Raw genomic sequence first — 19,261 nt, forward strand, 5'->3', positions numbered from 1 at the left:
CCTCTTTTAGTTAACTTGGATTAACTTTTCAATTTTCTTTTTAAATGGTTGCACAACATTTTGACCAATACGTTCAATTTCATGCTCACTAATCTGAGAAGTAATAAGAAAATAATTTGCCCCTATTTCCCAAAAATCAGTTAACGTCGAGATGACTTCCTCATAGCTACCAACAATAGAAATTGAATTAGATGGGTTAACTAAACTTAGACCTCCCCAAAGATGATCATCTATCCACATACTATCTTTTGTAATTAAATCTTTGTATCGGCGAAGTCCAACAGAGTCTGCATTATCTAAAAATAGCTTAGTCATCCTCTTTAAGGCTGCTGGTGTTCTCTCAAGTAATTCATATGCTTCTTCATATGCTTCATCCGAAGTCTCACGAGCAATGATGTCTACTAAAATAGCACATGGAATTTTCTCGCGCCCATATTGCTTAGCGTAATTATTAACTGTTTGATAGTGTTCTCTAAGACTTTTGCGGTCTGTTGCATAAAGTATATAAGCATCACCATACTCTGCAGCTATTCTCATTGCCTCCTCGGAGGACCCCGCTACAAAGTAGCGGGCACTTCGAGAGAGATCTTCCTTTGGATAAATATCACTATTTTCTACTTGATAAAACTCACCTTTATAGCTAGTTACTCCTCGTCTTAATTGTTGTAACAGCTCAATATATTCTTTTGTCCTAGCATATCGGACATGGTGCGGCTCTGGTAATCCATCACGCGCAAGGACAAGCGAGGCACTACCAGTTACAATGTTAATATCTGCACGATTACCAATTAAACTATTTAAAGTATTCAATGCTTTTGCTGTTACAGTAGGAAGCATCTGGTTTGTATTTTGTGCAACCAAAATCTTTACAAACTCCGTATTCATTCCAATCATAGACGCTGCTATCATTGGATCAACAGATGTTGGCGCAATGGAAACCAATACCGAGTCAAAGTTATTCTTCTCAGCTCTTTTAGCTTGATTAACATATTCCTCTAGAAGTTCTTTTGTTTGTGGTGTTGGAATAACAGGTAATCCCCAGCAAAACTCAACTTTTGACGGAACTACTTCTTTATTACTCATGTTGTTCCCCTCCCTTTACTACTTTCTACTTTTTAAAGCAGATAATGTATTTTTCATAACCGATTTCGCTTTCAATAACTCTTTTTTATTTGTTAAATTGTTATTTACTTCTTGATTACTTAAATATTTAGCAAGAGATTTAATTGACGTATGCTCATAAAGAACAACTATAGGTAAGTCTCGTTTAAAAGCTTCTTTTAATTTCACATTAATACGAACAAGATCTAAAGAACTCATTCCTAGATCGAAGAAATTATCGTAAATTCCTATTTCTTCAATTCCAAACATATCTTTTAATAATTCGTATAATTGTTGTTCAATTTCATTAGTTGGTGGTCTATACGTTGTGGAAACATCTGAACGATTCTGCTTTAATCTATTCTTACTTCCTTTTTCCAATAGTTCATTATAATAGTTGGCACCATTTAAAAGTTTCCAATGTAAATCTATTGGAGAAACCACAACTTGTTGTTGATTTCTATTGATAATACTACGGAATACCTTCAAGCCCTCTTCTACAGTTACACCATCATGTAATACACTTTCCATATCCATATTAAATTGCTTTGCCCATATTTCAGCAGACTTAAGTGACATACCCACCTCTTGCCAATCTGGCCAGTTAATAGCTACAGTGAACACTCCATCATGAGCTCGCTTATAAAACGCAAATGCATCTAAAAATTCATTCGCTGCATTATAACCACTCTGACCAAATTTCATATGATACGCCACATTACCAATTGATGAACATAGTACGAAGAAATCAATTGGTTCATCTTTTAATAAAGCATCGAGCACTAGTGTACCTTTAATTTTCGGAGCTAAAATTTTATTATTAGATTCTTTTTCACGATTCATCATAATACCTAGATAATCAGCGACACCTGCTGCATGAATTACGCCATTAATAGAACCAAAACGAGATTTAGCCTTTTCAATTGCCTGTTTCATATCATCTTGATTGGAAACATCAGCACTTAGGATCATGTATTCTGCACCTTGAGACTCCATTGTCAACAAATCAGAAATAACTCGGCTTACACGCTCGTCTTTATTTTCTAGGTACTGTTCCCATTGATTACGAGGTGGGAACTCTGAGCGGCCAATCAATATAAGTTTGACATTTGGTACTCTATTAGCTAAATCTTTTGCAATTTCAAATCCAATTCCACCAAGTCCACCAGTAATTAAATAGACGCCACCCTCTCGTAATCTATCAATTTCTACATCTTCTTCCTCAAAAGGACTTTGAATAATCGTTTGCGCCCATCGATGACGTCCTCGATAAGCTACAACTATATCAGTAGAATCCACAAAACTCTCCATTAAACCCGCTTCTTCAAACATTTGTTGAGAATCTGTATCCATATCAATGGTACGACATTTTATATTTTGAAACTCAAGATTGCATATTTTTGAAAAGCCTAGAATTGTAGCTTGCTCTGGTTTTAAATTCAGCTCTGTACCTGTAACTTCGAACATACGGTCAGTAAAGATATTTAACTGTAATGCTCCCTCATAATTAATTTTCCCAATTGCTTGTGCAATATAAAGTAACGAATAATATCCTTCATCCATTGATCGTTCAATTCTCTCTTGATCGAGAATAACCTCATTAACTGGATTAAAGCTCCAAGCATGTATAATCTTATTTGGTAATAAATCTTTTTGTTCTAATTCTGAAAATAGCATTTCATAATGCATTTTTTGAGATGGACATATCGTATATAAACCGTCGGATTTTTCAGAGAAAATACCGCCTGTTTTAACTTCAATTACATCATGACCTTCTCTTTTTAATTTTTCTATCAGTCGATTGAATCTATTTAGATGATCATTGAAAATAAGCCATTTATATTTTTGTTCTTTCTTTATTTGTATAGATTTTAATGTTTTGCGTTCCCAAGAAGGCAAATAAAACCAGTCTTTAATATTAGCCTGTTTATTATGGCCTCTTGTTTCCTGAGTTAAACTCCGAGATTGAGTATTAAAAATTGGATCAGCTTTAAATCGTTTTTTCATGAAAGGATACGTTGGTAAATCTAATAACCTTTTATTCTCAATGTTATTAAAAGTATTCCAATTTATAGTTCCACCTTGCATCCATAACCGTCCCATTTGTTTGCATAAATGCTCGAAGTCATTTGATTTATCCAGAGGATGACGTAACATGTTTAAAGCCAATTGATCTTTACTTCTATTTAAATGTTTTAATACAAAAGTTGATAATGCATTACCTGGGCCAATCTCCAGGCAAATTACATTTTTTAAATGAAAAATTTCAGATAATCCCTTTGAAAATTGAACAGTACTTCGTAGATGCTGTGCCCAATAAGAAGGTGATGTGGCTTGATTTGCTGTAATCATTTCACCTGTAATATTAGATATATAAGGTATTTTAGGACTTGATAATTTTATATTTCCTACAGCTTGCTCAAATGAATCTAGAACTTCATCCATCATTCGAGAATGGAAAGCATGCGAAGTAAATAGACGTGTTGTCTTTACTCCATGATTTAAAAGTAATTCCTCAATCTTACTGATTGAAAGTACAGTACCAGAAATTACTGAATGTTGAGAGGAATTTACAGCTGCTATATCTACATCATCTGTTATATAGGTTTTTAATTCTTCAACAGATAAATTTACACTTAGCATAGCGCCTTCTGGTACGCTATTCATTAACTTCCCTCTAATCATTACTAAATGTAATGCATCTTCGTAAGACATTACTTCTGCTAAACAAGCTGCTACAAACTCACCAATACTATGGCCAAACATGACCCTTGGATAAACTCCCCAATTCATTAGAAGCTTGGCTAATGCATATTCAATAGTGAATAGTAGAGGTTGCGTCATTGAAGTTCTATTTAACTGTTCAGTTCCTTTATCCTCTGTCTCCTTTGTAGGATACAAAATATTTTTCATGTCTATATCTAACCAATTCGAGAGTAAGGCTAAACCTTGATCAACGTGTTCACGAAATACAGGTTCATTTTCATATAAATCTCTACCCATATTGATATACTGTGATCCTTGACCTGAAAAAAGAAAGGCTAAAGGTCTACTCTCCATTGCGTTTGTTTTCTCTAGTCCCGTATCACCAAGTTTTTCTATGGCATCCTCTATTCCATTAGCAACTACAGCAGTTCTATATGGAAATTCACGACGACCTTTTTGTAATGTATAAGCTGTATCAGATAGTGATATCTCTGGATTCTCCTTCAAATGCAATAATAGATCGTTAGTAGCTTTATCTAAGGATTCCTCTGTTTTTGCTGAAACAGTTAATAAGTTCCAAGATTGTTTTTCAAAATTCTTAGCATTGTCAGGAACAGACTCTAACACTATATGTGCATTAGTTCCACCCATCCCAAACGAACTAACACCCGCTCTTCTTACCTCTTCTTTCCATGGGATAAGTTCCGTATTTACACGAAACGGATTTTTTCCAAAATCAATGCTAGGGTTTGGGTTATTATAATGAAGGCTCGGCGGAATTTTCTTGTTTTTCAAAGCTAAGACCGTCTTTATAAATCCTCCAACTCCTGCTGCAGCATCTAAATGTCCAATGTTCGTCTTCACTGATCCAATTAAAACTCTACCTGGTTCTTGCTTACCAAAAGCTAACTTCAATGCTTCTACTTCTATAGGATCACCTAGTTGCGTACCTGTACCATGAGTTTCTATATATGAGATTTCTTCAGGCTTAACGCCAGCTATTTCATGAGCCGATTTTATAACAGCAGCTTGTCCATCAACCCCTGGCGCTGTAAATCCAGCCTTATTGGACCCATCATTGTTTACTGCAGCTCCCTTAATAACTCCATGTATTAAATTCCCATCTCGAAGAGCGTCCTCTAACCTTTTCAGTACTACAATACCAGCACCATTTCCACCCACTGTTCCTTGCGCATCCTTATCAAAAGCACGACAATGACCATCTGGTGAGAAAATCATACCATCTTCATATAAATATCCTGTTTTTGTTGGATAAGTTATACTTACTCCCCCGGCCAAGGCTATATCGCATCGTCCATCGATAAGATCTGCCCATGCATTTTGAATAGCAACTAAGGAGGTAGAACAAGCAGTTTGTACTGTAATCGCTGGTCCTTTTAGATTTAATTTATAAGCCAATCGAGTAGCAAAGAAATCTTTTTCGTTTAACAACATTGCTTGGAAATCTTCTAATGTATTAGAAGATTCACTAGCAATAGAACGAAGCCAGTGGAAATTTGGTGATCCTCCAACATAAACTCCTGTATTCATATGAGAAGAATTAACCTCACCTGCTTGTTCTAGTGCTTCCCATGCGCATTCATGAAGTATACGCAGTTGTGGATCCATCATTTCAGCTTCTTTTAGACTGTAATCAAAAAATTCATTATCAAATGCATCTACATCTTCTAAATACCCTTTAGATTTTATATAATTAGGCTTTTGAATCACTTCTTTTGGTATGCCCATCTCACTAAGCTCTTCATCTGTAAATGTTCGAATGGATTCTATCCCTTGTTCTAAATTTGACCAGAATTGCTTAAGATTAGAAGCGCCTGGCATACGAACCGCCATACCAACCACTGCTACATCATTTTTATTCATAGATAAAAGATTTTCTTTCTTAACTTCTTCAGGTTGGCAGTCCATATCATTATCAATTCTAAAGTAGGAAGCTTGATCATGAACCGTTGGGTATCGGAATAACATAGGCATTGTAAGTTCTTTTTCAAACTTGCTTCGTAAACGAGAGAACAATCGAACCATTTTTAAGGAGTTCCCTCCAACATCAAAGAAATTATCATACAATCCTACTTTTTCTACCCCCAAAACTTCCTTCCAAACATCAGCTACTGTTGTTTCAAGCTCATCTAGCAAATCATTTGGTTGTACTAACTTAGTAGGCTTAGGTAAAGCACTACGATTAACTTTTCCATTCGTAGTTAATGGCATTTCACTTAAAAGCACAAAATACATAGGTATCATATACGAAGGTATTTTGTCAGTAAGATAATAACGTAATTCATTTTGAGATATATCTTGATCAGTTAGTATATAAGCACACAGTTCTTGCTCCTCTCCAAAAGCAATAGATAAAACTACCGCTTCCTTCACATCCGCATGCTGTTGTAAATGATGTTCTATTTCTCCTGTTTCGATTCGATAACCACGTATCTTCACTTGATGATCACTACGACCTATATACTCCATCTCGCCATTTTCAAGAATACGAACTAAATCTCCTGATCTATATAATCTTTCACTTGGATTATAAGGATTCTGTATAAAACGTTCACTGTTTAGTTCAGGACGATTTAGATATCCCCGCGCAACTCCATATCCTCCAACATAAAGTTCCCCTTGCATTCCCTTAGGTGTAGGATTCATATGTTTGTCAAATACATAGCACGAATACGTAGGAAGAGGCACGCCTATAGCACTAAGATTACTGTGCATTTCTTTTTCTCCAATTTCCTTATAAGTAACATGTACTGTCGTCTCAGTTATTCCATACATATTTACTATGACCGTATTAGGTGAACGCTTAAACCAACTTTGCAGTAAACCTGGCTTCAGCATTTCCCCTCCAAATGTAATTAACCTAATTTTAAAAGTGAGTTTAGGCATCTCTTCAACTACTTGTTGAAAAACATAGAATGCAGATGGAGTTTGATTCAATACCGTTACTCCCTCATCTGCAATCAACTGAGCAAGTTTATACGTATCACGGATTGTTTCTTTTGTTGCCAGGACAAGACGTCCACCATAAGTAAGTGATCCAAATATCTCCCAAACTGACATATCAAAACAGAAAGAATGAAATAGTAACCACACATCATTACTAGAGAATTTAAAACTATTTGGTTGATGCATGACAAGTTGTATTACATTACTATGTTCAATCATAACCCCTTTAGGACGTCCTGTTGTTCCAGAAGTATAAATGACATATGCTAAATTATTTGGGGCAACATCTACTCTCTCGAAATCTTGCATCGGTATCTCATTAAGTTCTTCAATAAAAAGCATTGTGCTATCAAATTTAACTTTATCCTCAAATAAATTTGAGGTTATTATTACATTTGAACCACTATCTTGAAGAATAAAATCAATTCGTTCCTGAGGATAATCAGGATCAATTGGAACATAAGCCCCACCTGCTTTTAAAATACCAAGTAGAGAGATAATCATATTAAATGAGTAATCCAACATGACAGCTACTGGAGAATCTAAAGTTACACCTTCTTTTAAAAGAGCAAATGCCACTTTATCCGCACGCTCATTCAACTCTCCATAAGTCATCTCACTATTCTCAAATGTAAGTGCTACTCTCTCAGGATGCTTTTCAGCTTGCATCTCAATTAATTGATGAAGTGTTGTGTGTGGGAATGTAGCACTTTGATTTTGACCACCTTGAAGCAAAAACTTTTCTTCTGCCTCATCTAACATTTTAAGAGTTTGTATTGGTTGTCCTTCATCTAAAAGCATTGAATCTAATAGCTGTATAAAATGGTTAGTTATACTGATAATAATAAATTCATCAAATACATCTTCAGGCCACATCATTGCAAGTTTAATAGAATCGAAACACTCTATTGAGACGGTTAAATCATAGTTGGTCATTTCATTTACTTCATAACCTGAAATTCTTACACTTTCATCAATTTCTTTCAGCTTTTCTATATCAAGAGGATAATTCTCAACTACCATAATAGTGTCGAATGACACGTTTAAATCAACAATTGGAGTCGTTTCATATTCAGTTCTTCTTTGGACATCACTTTGAATTCTTTGTAAAAGATCTGAAACAGTCATTCTCCCATCAGCACTTACACGAAGTGGTGGTGTATTTATAAATAAACCTACCATTTCACTCAGACCGTGCATTGGAATTGAACGCCCGGATACTGTTGTACCGAATATTACGTCCTCTGAATTTTTGTACCTTTGTAATAATAGACCCCAGGCTGTATAAAATAATGTAGCCAATGTTACACCTTGATTACTTGCAAAACTTCGAAATCTATCACTTCGCTCTTTATCTATCTCTTTTACATATGTTTTTGCTTTTTTTAGTTGATTAGAATTTTTATTGGATAAATTTATTTGTTCAGTTAATTCATTTAAATATTGTTCCCAAAAAAGCTTTTGTTTTGATTTATCTTGTTTTTGTTGCCATAGTATATATTCTTTAAATTTCTTTTTATTTATAGATGATGGTACATCTCCCTTTATTAACTCTCGATATACCTTAATAAACTCTTGTAAAATAATACTATTACTCCAACCATCAAACAAAATATGATGATGACGTAAAACCATTTCATATTCGCCTTCGTTCAAGTGGCATAGTTCAATAGAAAAGGGAACTGTTTGTAAATCAAAGCTTTCTATATCATTAGAGACTTTACCATCACTATATATAATGTTCGGAGTATGCTCTTTTAGTATAAGTTGTACAGGTTGTTTAACTTTTTCCCATCGAAAAATTGTACGCAGCATTTCATTTTCCCGCGTTACATAATTCCACGCCTCTTCAAACTTTGGAATATTAATTTTTCCAGTTAAGCAAAGTCGAAGTTCTTCATGATATAGCTTTCCTTCGGGTTCTTTCAAATAATGATAAAGAATACCTTCCTGCACTGGTGTAAGGGCGATTACATCTTCAATATCTTCTTTATGAATCTTTACTGCTTTCCTCATTAACAGAACCTCCTACAAGTGTGGTATGGTGGGAATATTTATCGGAACCTAATAAGGCAAGTACTTTTCTATCTATCTTTCCGCTATCCGTTAATGGCATTTCATTTACACGTACAAAACTGTTAGGTATCATATAATCTGGTAAAAATAAGCGTAGATATTTTTTTAACCTCTCTAACTCAATATCATTTTCTGACTCATAGAAAGCTATTAACTTAACTACCATCTCAGATTCTTGTCTTACAATTACCGCACATTGTAAAACTCCTTCACAAGACATTAAACACGATTCTATTTCTCCTAACTCAATACGAAGCCCATTAACTTTAACTTGAAAATCAATTCTTCCATGAAACTCAATATTTCCATCCGATCTTATTAAAGCTAAGTCACCGGTTTTATATATACGGGTATCAAGGGAATATTGTACAAACTTTTCTGCCGTTAATTGCGGCCTATTTACATATCCACGTGCTAATCCTATACCTGAGATACATAATTCTCCTATATGGCCTTCCGGAAGTTTATTACCATATTTATCAACAACAAACATCTCAATATTCTTAATTGGTCGCCCTATTGGAACGCTCCCTTCTGTAATCTCATGTGTCGGACAATCATAAGCAGTCACATCAATGGTTGCTTCAGTAGGTCCGTACAGATTAGTAAGAAGTGTACCATTAGAGAAATTTAGCAGCTTGTTAAAACGGTTTATATGTTGAGACAGTAGTGCCTCACCACTAACAAATACTTGTTTCAACGATTTTATTCGGTTAGTTTCACCTGTCACATCAAGATAGTGTAAAAATGCACTTAACATAGATGGTACAAAATGCATGATTGTCACGTCATTACTTTCAGTTGTCTCAATAATAGCCTGTGGAAACTTCTCCATCCCCGGCGCAAGAATACATACTTTGGCTCCAACTATGGCCCACCAGAACATCTCCCATACGGATACATCAAATGTATAAGGGGTCTTTTGTAATATAGTATCCTTTGAACTAATTGGATAAGCCTCTTGCATCCACTCAATTCGATTTATTAAGGCCGAATGCTCAATCATAACACCCTTAGGTTTCCCGGTTGAACCGGAAGTGTATATTACGTACACAAGATCAGAGGGTTTGTTAATACACTCTAGATTTTGACTCTTTCCTTCATAGGAAATCGAATCTAAAGCCAACATATCAGCTTTCAAACTATCTTGAAAACGATGTAGGATTTGCTTTTGCGTAAGTATTAATTTAGCACCGCTATCTTCTATAATGAATTGTAATCGTGATGATGGATGATTCGGGGAAAGCGGAAGATATGCTCCGCCCGCTTTCAATATCCCGAAAATTCCGACAACCATTTCGATAGATCGCTCTACCATAATACCTACAACTGTATCTGGACCAACTCCACCTTCACGTAAAAGACGAGCTAATTGGTTACTTTTTTCATTTAATTCCTTATAGGTTAATGTTTCTTTTTTAAAGATAACAGCAACCTCATCTGGCGTACGGACTACTTGTTCTTCAAATAGCTTTTGTATACATGTACTCATCCGGGTTGTATCACTCCTTTAGTTACAGGTATTTTTTCAATGGCACGTTTCGCTTTTTTAGCAAATCCCTTACCAAGTAATAGCTGATGAATCTGATTACTCCCCTCAACGATCTCCATTGTTTTAGAATCTCTAAAGCACCTTGATATTGAATAATTATCATTACAACCAAGTGCTCCCATAATCTGTACAGCATTCGTTGAATGCCTTGTACCTGAGCGCGATGCAAAATATTTTGCAATCATAATCTTTTCAGTAGCATCAGCTCGATGTTCATTTTTGGCCTTACAAGCTTCTAAACTAAGGAGTATAGAAGCTTCTAAATCTACTCCCATATCCGTAACCATATGTGAAATCATGCCATGATCAATTAGGGCGTTACCAAATGCGCTTCTATGTAATACATGATTCCCACAGATTTCTAAACAAGTACGTAATACACCAAGAGCAGCAAAGGCAATTGAAATACGCCCAAATTCTAAAGCATACGGTGCAAGGTAAGTAAAAGCAAATCCTGGTCTACCAATGATATTTTCTAAAGGTATTTCTACATTATTGAATTCAATTTCTGCCAAATATGCAGCTTTAAATCCAAGCATGTCTCTTATATGAGTAACATTTACACCCACACTATCTTTTGGTACTAAACAGGCAATTGGTTGTTCACCATTTAGTTTTCCAAATACCAAAAACACATCAGCAGCTGCACCAAAAGTGATCCACTTCTTCACTCCATTAAGGATTAATTTATCCCCGTGTTGATCGAAGTTCGTTTTAATCATATTTAAATCTGATCCTGCTCCAGGTTCAGTAAGAGCTAATGCAGCTATTTGATTACCAGATGCAAGTAATGGTAACCACTGATTTTTCTGATTTTCTGTTCCCCATTTTAAAATCGTTTCTGTTACCATCGTATGGACATTAAATAATCCCGAAAGAGAGACACTACCTCTTGCTATCGCTTCAGTAAATAACCCATACGTTACATAATCCCATTCTAATCCACCATACTCCGCTGGAAGTGTTCCACCTAAATAACCATTTTTAGCACAAGTCTTTATTATGTCTGATGGAATGCCTTGTTCAATCTCCCAACTATTAGCATGAGGTTCTATATATTCACAAACAAAATCCGAAAAATTCTGATACATTTTATATTGAGATGGCTCTAAGTATTGTTTCATGTCCATTACCGAACCATTTGCTTATTTCTTATAAAATTACCAATAGAATTTACAGACTTATAGTTATCCATATCTAAGTCATCCATAGTTACCTTTATGGCAAATTCTTTTTCAAGAAAAGTCATCAATTGGATTGCAAATAAAGAATTAACTAATCCTTCTTCAAAAATCTCAGTATCATCATTAAATTCAATACCTACATGATCTTGAATATACATATGAATAATTTGTTCTAAATTTTTATCTTGCATTTTATACACCCCTATTTGTAATTTTTAATTTTAATAAGCGTAAAAACCTTTACCACTCTTTCTACCACATTCACCTGCATCCACCATCTTTTTAAGTAATGGACAACATCTAAACTTTGGATCTTGATATTCCTCATAAAGTACATTCAAAGAATGTAATACTGTATCTAACCCAATTAAATCTGCTGTTTCTAATGGACCCATTGTGTGTCCAAAGCATTTTTTAAATATATCGTCTACCTGTTTAGGTGTTGCTACACCATCCATTACGACCCAAGCCGATTCATTCATGAATAAGTGGGAGATACGGTTAGAAACAAACCCAGTCTGATCATTAACCACAATTGCATCTTTATCTAATTGTTTGAGGAAAGATTGAGCTTTTTCGACCGTTTCATCTGAAGTTAAATACCCTCTAATAACTTCTATAGATGGTTTCATATATACCGGATTCATAAAATGCATTCCTATTATTTTATCTGGACGCTTTGTTACTCCTCCTACTTTTGTTATTGAGATACAAGACGTATTGACTCCAAAAATTGTATCCTTTTTACATATCTCATCTAATCTTCTATAGATCGGCTCTTTAATTTGCCAGTTTTCTGGAACATTTTCTACTATATAATCACATTCAGCCACTTCATCAAGATTAGTAGAGCTACTTATTAACGAAAGTACTTCTTCCTTATGCATTCTAGGAAATGCTTTATTAATTAGAGGAGCAAAGCGAACTGTCTCTAATATTTTCTCTTCCGCTATTTCTAACTGCTCTTCTGTAACATCAATTAATACCGTTTCTAGACCATGCAGTACTAAATCTACTGCCATGCCGATCCCCATTGTTCCAGCACCTACAATACCAATTTTCTTGAACATTTATCCATCATCGCTCCCTTAATATATTTATAATTTATATCTAAAAACTTTTACATTGAAGAACTCTTTGCAGGTAACGTTTTTGTTCTCTCTCTTTAATCTGTTTTTCAGTAAGTGCTGTTTTCATCATTTGGATTGCTTCTTCTACATCACTTTTCTCCACTGAATACCCCGAATTAATTTTTTCTTCCAATTGACTTTGGACCTTTTGAAATGGGAGTACTACCTTTTTCTGATAATCACTTAAATCTGTATTATAATTTTTTGTACTTACAACTACAGTTAAACACCCTGATATAACTTCTTCATAATCAGATTCTTGTAATGTAAAAGAATTTTTTGTATTTAGGATATCTTTCTCCCTTTCATAATTAAATGTCGATATAGCAGGGTTAATAGCTTGCAGAAGATACTTCAAGACTTCCTTTGGTCCCATTTCAATAGCTTTCATAGACCCTTGATTCATTAGATAGTGAATCATGTCCAACCATTTCACAGACTTTATTAATTGTAAGTAAAGGTTTTCTCTTATATTTTCTACACCTTTATACATTGAACTATCATGATTCGCTATGACAGGTACTAATGGCTGTTTCATATCTATATTTTCTAGTACACTCTTATATTTTTCAGCAGCAGGTTGCATCATAGGAGAATGAAATGGCCCACTTAATTTAAGGGGGATTGCAATTCCCCCATGCTCTACTACCATTTCACAAGCTAACTGAACCGCAGAGTTTGTACCAGAAATTGATGTTTTATTTGGAGTGTCATAAGCCGATATATATACTTCCTGTCCCTTGGTTGACAATTCTGAACAAATACCTTCAACAATTTCTGGAGCAAGATTGTTAACCCATGCCATAGTTCCATCTATAGTCAATGCATAGCTACTCAAAATCGTACTACGTTCTTGTACTAATTTTAAGGTATCTGAAAATGCAATTGCTCCAGAAGCACATAGAGCTGTATATTCTCCCAAAGAATATCCAATCATTGCCTCTGGTTTATTGCCTATTTCCTGTTCAAAAACTCGAAAAGCTGCCATGCTAGTTGTTACTAAAGCAGTCTGTGAATTTTGTAACTTTTCAAGGTCAGCTTTGTATATCTTCTCCATACAAAGGGAAGCCATGTCTATTTTTAGAGTGTCACTTGCTTCTTCAAATATCTCACGTGCTACAGGGAAGTTTTCATAAAGGTACTTACCCATTCCAGAATAATGGGATCCTACGCCAGGAAACATAAATACAATATTCATCTTTTTATCTCCCTTTTTTTCATCTTAAGCTATCTTCAACTCTATCTAATAAAGCTCGTCCCTCTTCAGTTTTTCTTAAATTCACTAAATCAACTACATAGCGAATATCTGATACATCATTCCATCCTAAATCCAGTGCAAGATTCATATGCTTTAACGAAAGATCAATTCTATCAATTAATGAATAACCACATGAAAGTAAAAAGTGATGCCATGCATTTAAATCTCCTACAGTACGAGCTTTTTGTACAAACTCACTAGCTTTATTAAAATCTGAATAGTATCTTAGTTGATGGTATGCGGTAAAAACGAAATTATCTAATTCGTTATAAGGAAACACATAAGCTGTATAGGTTTGAAGATTTGTGAATCCAACTTTTCCCGCTAGTTTAATAGATGGAATACGAAAATCCTCTGTCTTCCAATGTGGTGTTCTTCCTTGTTTTAAACAGTCATCCAAGAATGCTCTTGCAGCCAACCAAGCATACCCTTTACCTCGCTGGAATAAATCATAAGTGTTAATTCCAATTTCCACATCAGTATCTGTCGCAAAAACCGATAAGCAACTAGTTACAACTTGTTCATGTACCATTACTACATAACCAAATCCATTTCGAATGAAATCCTGAGTTGACTCCCAAAAATCAACAATATCATCCCGTACCATTGCGAACTTTTTATCTGATAACATGTCGATTGTAATACGTTCCACCGTTACCTCATCAGGCATATTAGGTTTAGATAACTTATTATAAGACTCCGGATCAAAAGTAAATGTTACTCGAGTGTAAGGTTTAGGAATAAACATTTGCAATTGTTCCTCGACAACCTGTTTCCATTTTGATTCGGGTAATAATTCAACCTGAAAAAAGTCATCCCCTATCTGCTGAGCCTCAGGTGCAATTACTTCTTTAATAAAAGTTGGTAGACTTGAAACAAAATTACTTGTAGGATCACCTAATAAATAAAAAATTTCTTGTTCTGCCCATACAAGTGCACATCTAGGGTTATTAGGATTATCCACATAAATATGTCCCTTATTGTAACCATGAGCTATACCATTAAGTATTGGATGGTTCTTATAATCAACGAGAAGTGGTGATATTTGTTTGAATTCATCCTTTTCTTTTACCAATTCATAAATCATATTCTTAAAAGTCCTCCCTTTTGAGAACAAGTGTGAAGTGCATGCTGCGCAATAATTGGCTGAAGTACCTGCGAGGTACCTTCAATAATTTCTAAAACCTTTGCTTCCCTAAATAAACGCTCAACAGGATATTCTCTTGAAAACCCGTTTCCACCAAACACTTGGACAGCGTCTGTGGCTACCTTCATAGCCATCTTTGAGGCAAAATATTTTGCAATGGTTGTTTCAATTACAGCATCAGTATGTCTATCCTGACGCTTTTTCCCAGCCTCTTGGCATAACGAACGAGCTGCTTTTATATTTACACTTGCTTCTGCTAAAATTGTTTGAATTGCTTCATATTCACATATATATTTATTTCCTTGTTTTCTTCTTCTTGAATAAGCTACCATTGCTTCTAGTGCTTCTTGAGCAATGGCTACTCCCGCCCAGGCAATACTATATCTACCATGATCAAGAGCTGTGTTAACTACATAACTCCATCCACCCCCAATTGGTCCTAACAAATTTTCAGCTGGTACCTTTACATCTTGCAAATGAATCTCAGCTATATGCGAGGAATTACTTGCTAACAGTTTACTCATTTTATTTGTAGAAACACCCGTCATTGACCGTTCAACAATAAAAGCGCTAACTTTTCCCTCACTAGACGCAAAAACTAAAAAACAATCCGCAATGTCAGCAAAAGAAATCCATTTTTTGTGCCCATTAAGAATAAAATGATCATTAACTTGTTTATAGGAAGTTCCAACAGCTTTTGCATCAGAACCAACCTCTGGCTCAGTTAGGGCAAATGAAAATAATAGGTTCCCCTTTGCCATCTCAGGTAACCATTTTCTCTTTTGCTCTTCAGTCCCCCACCTTTTAATTGACTCCCCTACTAAAGATACATGAACTGTAAGTAATTCACGAACCGAATTACAAGCTTTACCAATGATTTCAGTAAGACGACCATAATCTAAAGAATCAAGAGAAAGCCCACCATATTCTTTTGGTATCGTTGCACCCAATACACCATAACTTGAGATTTCTTGTATCACATCATAGGGAAGCTCTTCATTACTTTCAAACTCACTTGCTCGAGGCCGAAGCTTCTTTTCCGCAAACTCATCAACTACTCCCAGAATCTCTTCTGCATTACTCATACTGTGAAATTCCCATTCTTCTTTTTGTTAATTAGATCAACCATATTATTAATAGTAGAAAAGTTAATAATATCAAGTTCATCATTATCTACTACTATATCAAACTCCGTTTCTATGAAATTTAACATTTGCATAGCAAAGAGCGAATTTACATAACCTTTTTCAAATATGTTGTCATCATTAGCAACAATAGTTTCCTCTGCATTAAAAATAATAAGATTTTTTTTAATGTATTGACGTATTTTTTCATGATTATCCATGTAATTACTCCTTCTGAGACCTGGGAAATCAATTAACCTATATCCCAATTAAAATCAGTCTCTATTTTTATTTTTTCTTTCTCCTGAGTCGCAGATAAAACAAGTTCTTTTTCCTCACTTGTTAACATTTGAATATCTTTTAGACTAACATTAGGATGAGTTGTTATTTCTTCTAATAGAAGGTTAAATCGCCGTCCAAATTCTACTATTGTTGATTTATCAAATAAAGATGTAGCATATTCAAAAGTGAATTCATATATATCTTTATTTTCTTCAGCAATAAGAGTTAAATCAAACTTACTTGTTAGTGTATCTGTGTTTGTTTCCGTGCTAATTTCTAATCCATCCACAACTGTATGTTTTTCATCCGAATTTTGTAATACAAACATGACATCAAATAAAGCACTTCGGCTTAAGTCTCTAGAAAGATCTAATTTTTCCACTAACTGATCAAATGGATACACCTGATGTTCGAAAGCTTCTAACGTATCGTTTTTCACTTTTTTCAAGTGATTAATAAAAGATTGATCTGGATTTATTTGATAACGTAATGCAATTGTATTTACAAACAACCCCATAAGAGGTAACAGATCAGCATGCGGCCTACCTGCAACTGGTGATCCTATAATGACATCCTTTTGTTCCCCATGCTTGTACAGAAAAATAGTGAAGGTAGCCATAAGTAACATAAAAGGTGTCGTATCAGTTTCTAGTGCTATTTTTTTTATTTTCCGAGTAATTTCCTTGTTTACTTGGAAATTATATTGTTCACCCTCAAAACTCTTTACAGGTGGTCGACCTCGATCATATGGTAATTCAACAACTGGTATATCCCCTGAGAATAATTCTTCCCAGTATTTCTCATGGATATCAAATTCTTTAGAAGATAATAATTTTTGTTCCCACACAGCATAATCTTTATATTGCAAACGATTTTCCGGCAATGTTTCCCCAGCATATAGGGCCTTAAAATCATGCATAAATATACTTAAAGACACGCCATCTGTTATGATGTGATGAAGGTCAATTACAAGTAAATAACTATTATCTTTTAACTCCTTTAGTCCAGCCCGCATTAACGGAACCTTAGAAAGATTAAATGGTTGCAACCATTCTTTATACTCTACCTTTATCATTTCTAGCTCAAATGTTACCTGTTCTAATACTCTCTGTACTAACTGATCTCCCTGCCACTCAAACTGTGTTCTGAGTATTTCATGGCGTTTAATAAGCTTTTCAAAGACTAATTCTATCCTTTTCCGGTCCACCATTCCTTTAAGAATAAAACAACTTGGTACATTGTATGTCATCTGTGCCCCATCCATCTCTTGTAATAACATCATTCTTTTTTGAGTCGATGAAACCGGGTATACCTCAGATTCCGGTACTATTTCTATATCTTGCAACCTATTTTCTTTTGAATTTTTAATAAAATGACTTAAAGTGCTTATTGTTGGATACTCAAAAAGATTTGCTAATGATAATTGCACATTAAATTCTTTCCATATTTTAGCGTTGATTACAGTAGCATGAAGGGAATGACCACCAAGTGCGAAAAAATTATCTTCCACACCAATACAAGGATTACCTATAACTTCTTTCCATATATCAACTAGCTTTCTCTCCATATCATCGAGTGGTTTTACATAATTAGTAGTCTCCATCGATGGAGAAGAATCTATAATTACATTCTTTGTATTACCTTCTATAACAGAAAAAAGAAATATCATTATTTGTTCAGCTAAATTTTGCTCGTATTCTGCAGCATGGTGAATTTTATCTGAAATGTTTACTATTCCTTCTTTAGTTACTGATTTTGTTAAGTGCATTTTTATCAATGATCCACGAATTACTCCCCAATTGGCAGCTGCTGTCTTCATAGATTCAGCGATAGTTTGGAAGTCCGAGTGATAACGCTCACCAAGAAACGAAAGCATTTTTGAAAACTTCACTCGGCCATCTACAACTTGACCTAAATGTGAGAATAACGGAACATCATTAAAGTCTAAATATCCATCTGTCTCTTTATTTAAATCAAACCTACTTATTAGTTTCGTAGCAAAAAGGTGCATTTGTGAAAAAATATGTTTTTCATCTTTTATATGTTTTATCCAATTTGACAAATCGGTTGTAATCGATTGTATGTCTGTGATTTCATCTTCAGTAACTTTTAAAGTACTTACTTTTTGATAACCCTTATAAAAAAGTTCTGTTGAAAGTTGTGCATTTTTAACCATAAAATATGGATCGGTAATAATTAAACAGTCTTCTTCGGGCTCATATCCTACAATAACAAATGAATGAACAATATGATTTTTTAGATAATTCTCATCCCAAGGAAGCCAGTATGCATTCATGGTTACCACCACAGGAAATCCCGAGTATAATTGTTCTAATATAATTTCAAATCCTTCATCGGATGAATCTGTATCAAATATAGTACTTTTTATACCATGATATTTTTCTAAATCACTTACAAAATAACCAGACTCTGTATATAAACCATCCCCTAGATTTCCATTATCGACAGGAGAAAAACCAAAATCCCATAATCTAGCGTACATTAAATAATGTTTACGCTTAAACCAATTAGCTAACGTAGCAATTACATCATCAATACAATTCTGTTCAGAACTTTTACAAGGCTCTACATCATATAAGATTGAAGAAGTATAATTTCCCATTTACTCACCTCTATATTTTTACCAACAGGAAAAACTATTGTAATTTGGTTATTTCTCTATACTAAGTTGACAGAGATATGTATATCTTCTTTAAAAAGCTATCCATTATTA

The 19,261-nt window shown here is 34.6% G+C and carries 11 protein-coding genes; all 11 read right to left on the minus strand.

Going from position 1 to position 19,261, the window contains the following annotated elements; translation table 11 throughout:
* Positions 1-6: 6 nt before the first annotated feature.
* From N2V92_RS01835 to N2V92_RS01885, 11 genes are read right to left on the minus strand one after another with little or no spacing between them, the layout of a single operon-like run.
* The gene (locus N2V92_RS01835) at positions 7-1,083 is read right to left on the minus strand and encodes an LLM class flavin-dependent oxidoreductase (RefSeq protein WP_170264834.1); all 1,077 of its coding nucleotides are present in this window, start codon (positions 1,081-1,083) and stop codon (positions 7-9) included.
* Between the two features lie 18 nt (positions 1,084-1,101).
* On the minus strand, positions 1,102-8,790 hold the full coding sequence (locus N2V92_RS01840) for a non-ribosomal peptide synthetase/type I polyketide synthase (RefSeq protein WP_170264835.1): 7,689 nt from the start codon (positions 8,788-8,790) through the stop codon (positions 1,102-1,104).
* Positions 8,765-10,342, minus strand: coding sequence for a zwittermicin A synthase ZmaJ (gene zmaJ, locus N2V92_RS01845; RefSeq protein WP_098578151.1), 1,578 nt, complete (start codon positions 10,340-10,342; stop codon positions 8,765-8,767). Before zmaJ ends, N2V92_RS01840 begins: the two co-directional genes overlap by 26 nt.
* On the minus strand, positions 10,339-11,532 hold the full coding sequence (locus N2V92_RS01850; RefSeq protein ID WP_000367339.1) for an acyl-CoA dehydrogenase family protein: 1,194 nt from the start codon (positions 11,530-11,532) through the stop codon (positions 10,339-10,341). Before N2V92_RS01850 ends, zmaJ begins: the two co-directional genes overlap by 4 nt.
* Entirely contained in the window at positions 11,532-11,777 is a 246-nt protein-coding gene (locus tag N2V92_RS01855) for an acyl carrier protein (protein WP_001152970.1), read from the minus strand. The genes N2V92_RS01850 and N2V92_RS01855 overlap by 1 nt, the downstream gene beginning before the upstream one ends.
* 30 nt (positions 11,778-11,807) lie before the next feature.
* The gene (locus N2V92_RS01860) at positions 11,808-12,656 is read right to left on the minus strand and encodes a 3-hydroxyacyl-CoA dehydrogenase family protein (protein WP_000473347.1); all 849 of its coding nucleotides are present in this window, start codon (positions 12,654-12,656) and stop codon (positions 11,808-11,810) included.
* Positions 12,657-12,696: 40 nt separating this feature from the next.
* Entirely contained in the window at positions 12,697-13,914 is a 1,218-nt protein-coding gene (locus tag N2V92_RS01865; RefSeq protein WP_097807941.1) for an ACP S-malonyltransferase, read from the minus strand.
* 19 nt (positions 13,915-13,933) lie between these two features.
* Positions 13,934-15,061 (minus strand): GNAT family N-acetyltransferase, encoded by a 1,128-nt coding sequence (locus N2V92_RS01870; protein WP_000638854.1) that lies wholly within the window; start codon positions 15,059-15,061, stop codon positions 13,934-13,936.
* Positions 15,058-16,206, minus strand: a complete 1,149-nt coding sequence (locus N2V92_RS01875; RefSeq protein ID WP_000063355.1) for an acyl-CoA dehydrogenase family protein — start codon at positions 16,204-16,206, stop codon at positions 15,058-15,060. Before N2V92_RS01875 ends, N2V92_RS01870 begins: the two co-directional genes overlap by 4 nt.
* Complete coding sequence (locus N2V92_RS01880; protein ID WP_000368639.1) at positions 16,203-16,466, minus strand: acyl carrier protein; 264 nt, start codon at positions 16,464-16,466, stop codon at positions 16,203-16,205. The genes N2V92_RS01875 and N2V92_RS01880 overlap by 4 nt, the downstream gene beginning before the upstream one ends.
* Positions 16,467-16,498: 32 nt before the next feature.
* Complete coding sequence (locus N2V92_RS01885; protein ID WP_097807942.1) at positions 16,499-19,150, minus strand: condensation domain-containing protein; 2,652 nt, start codon at positions 19,148-19,150, stop codon at positions 16,499-16,501.
* Positions 19,151-19,261: the final 111 nt, after the last annotated feature.

Source organism: Bacillus sp. CH_48, from assembly GCF_038008465.1.
Lineage (GTDB): Bacteria > Bacillota > Bacilli > Bacillales > Bacillaceae_G > Bacillus_A > Bacillus_A thuringiensis_S.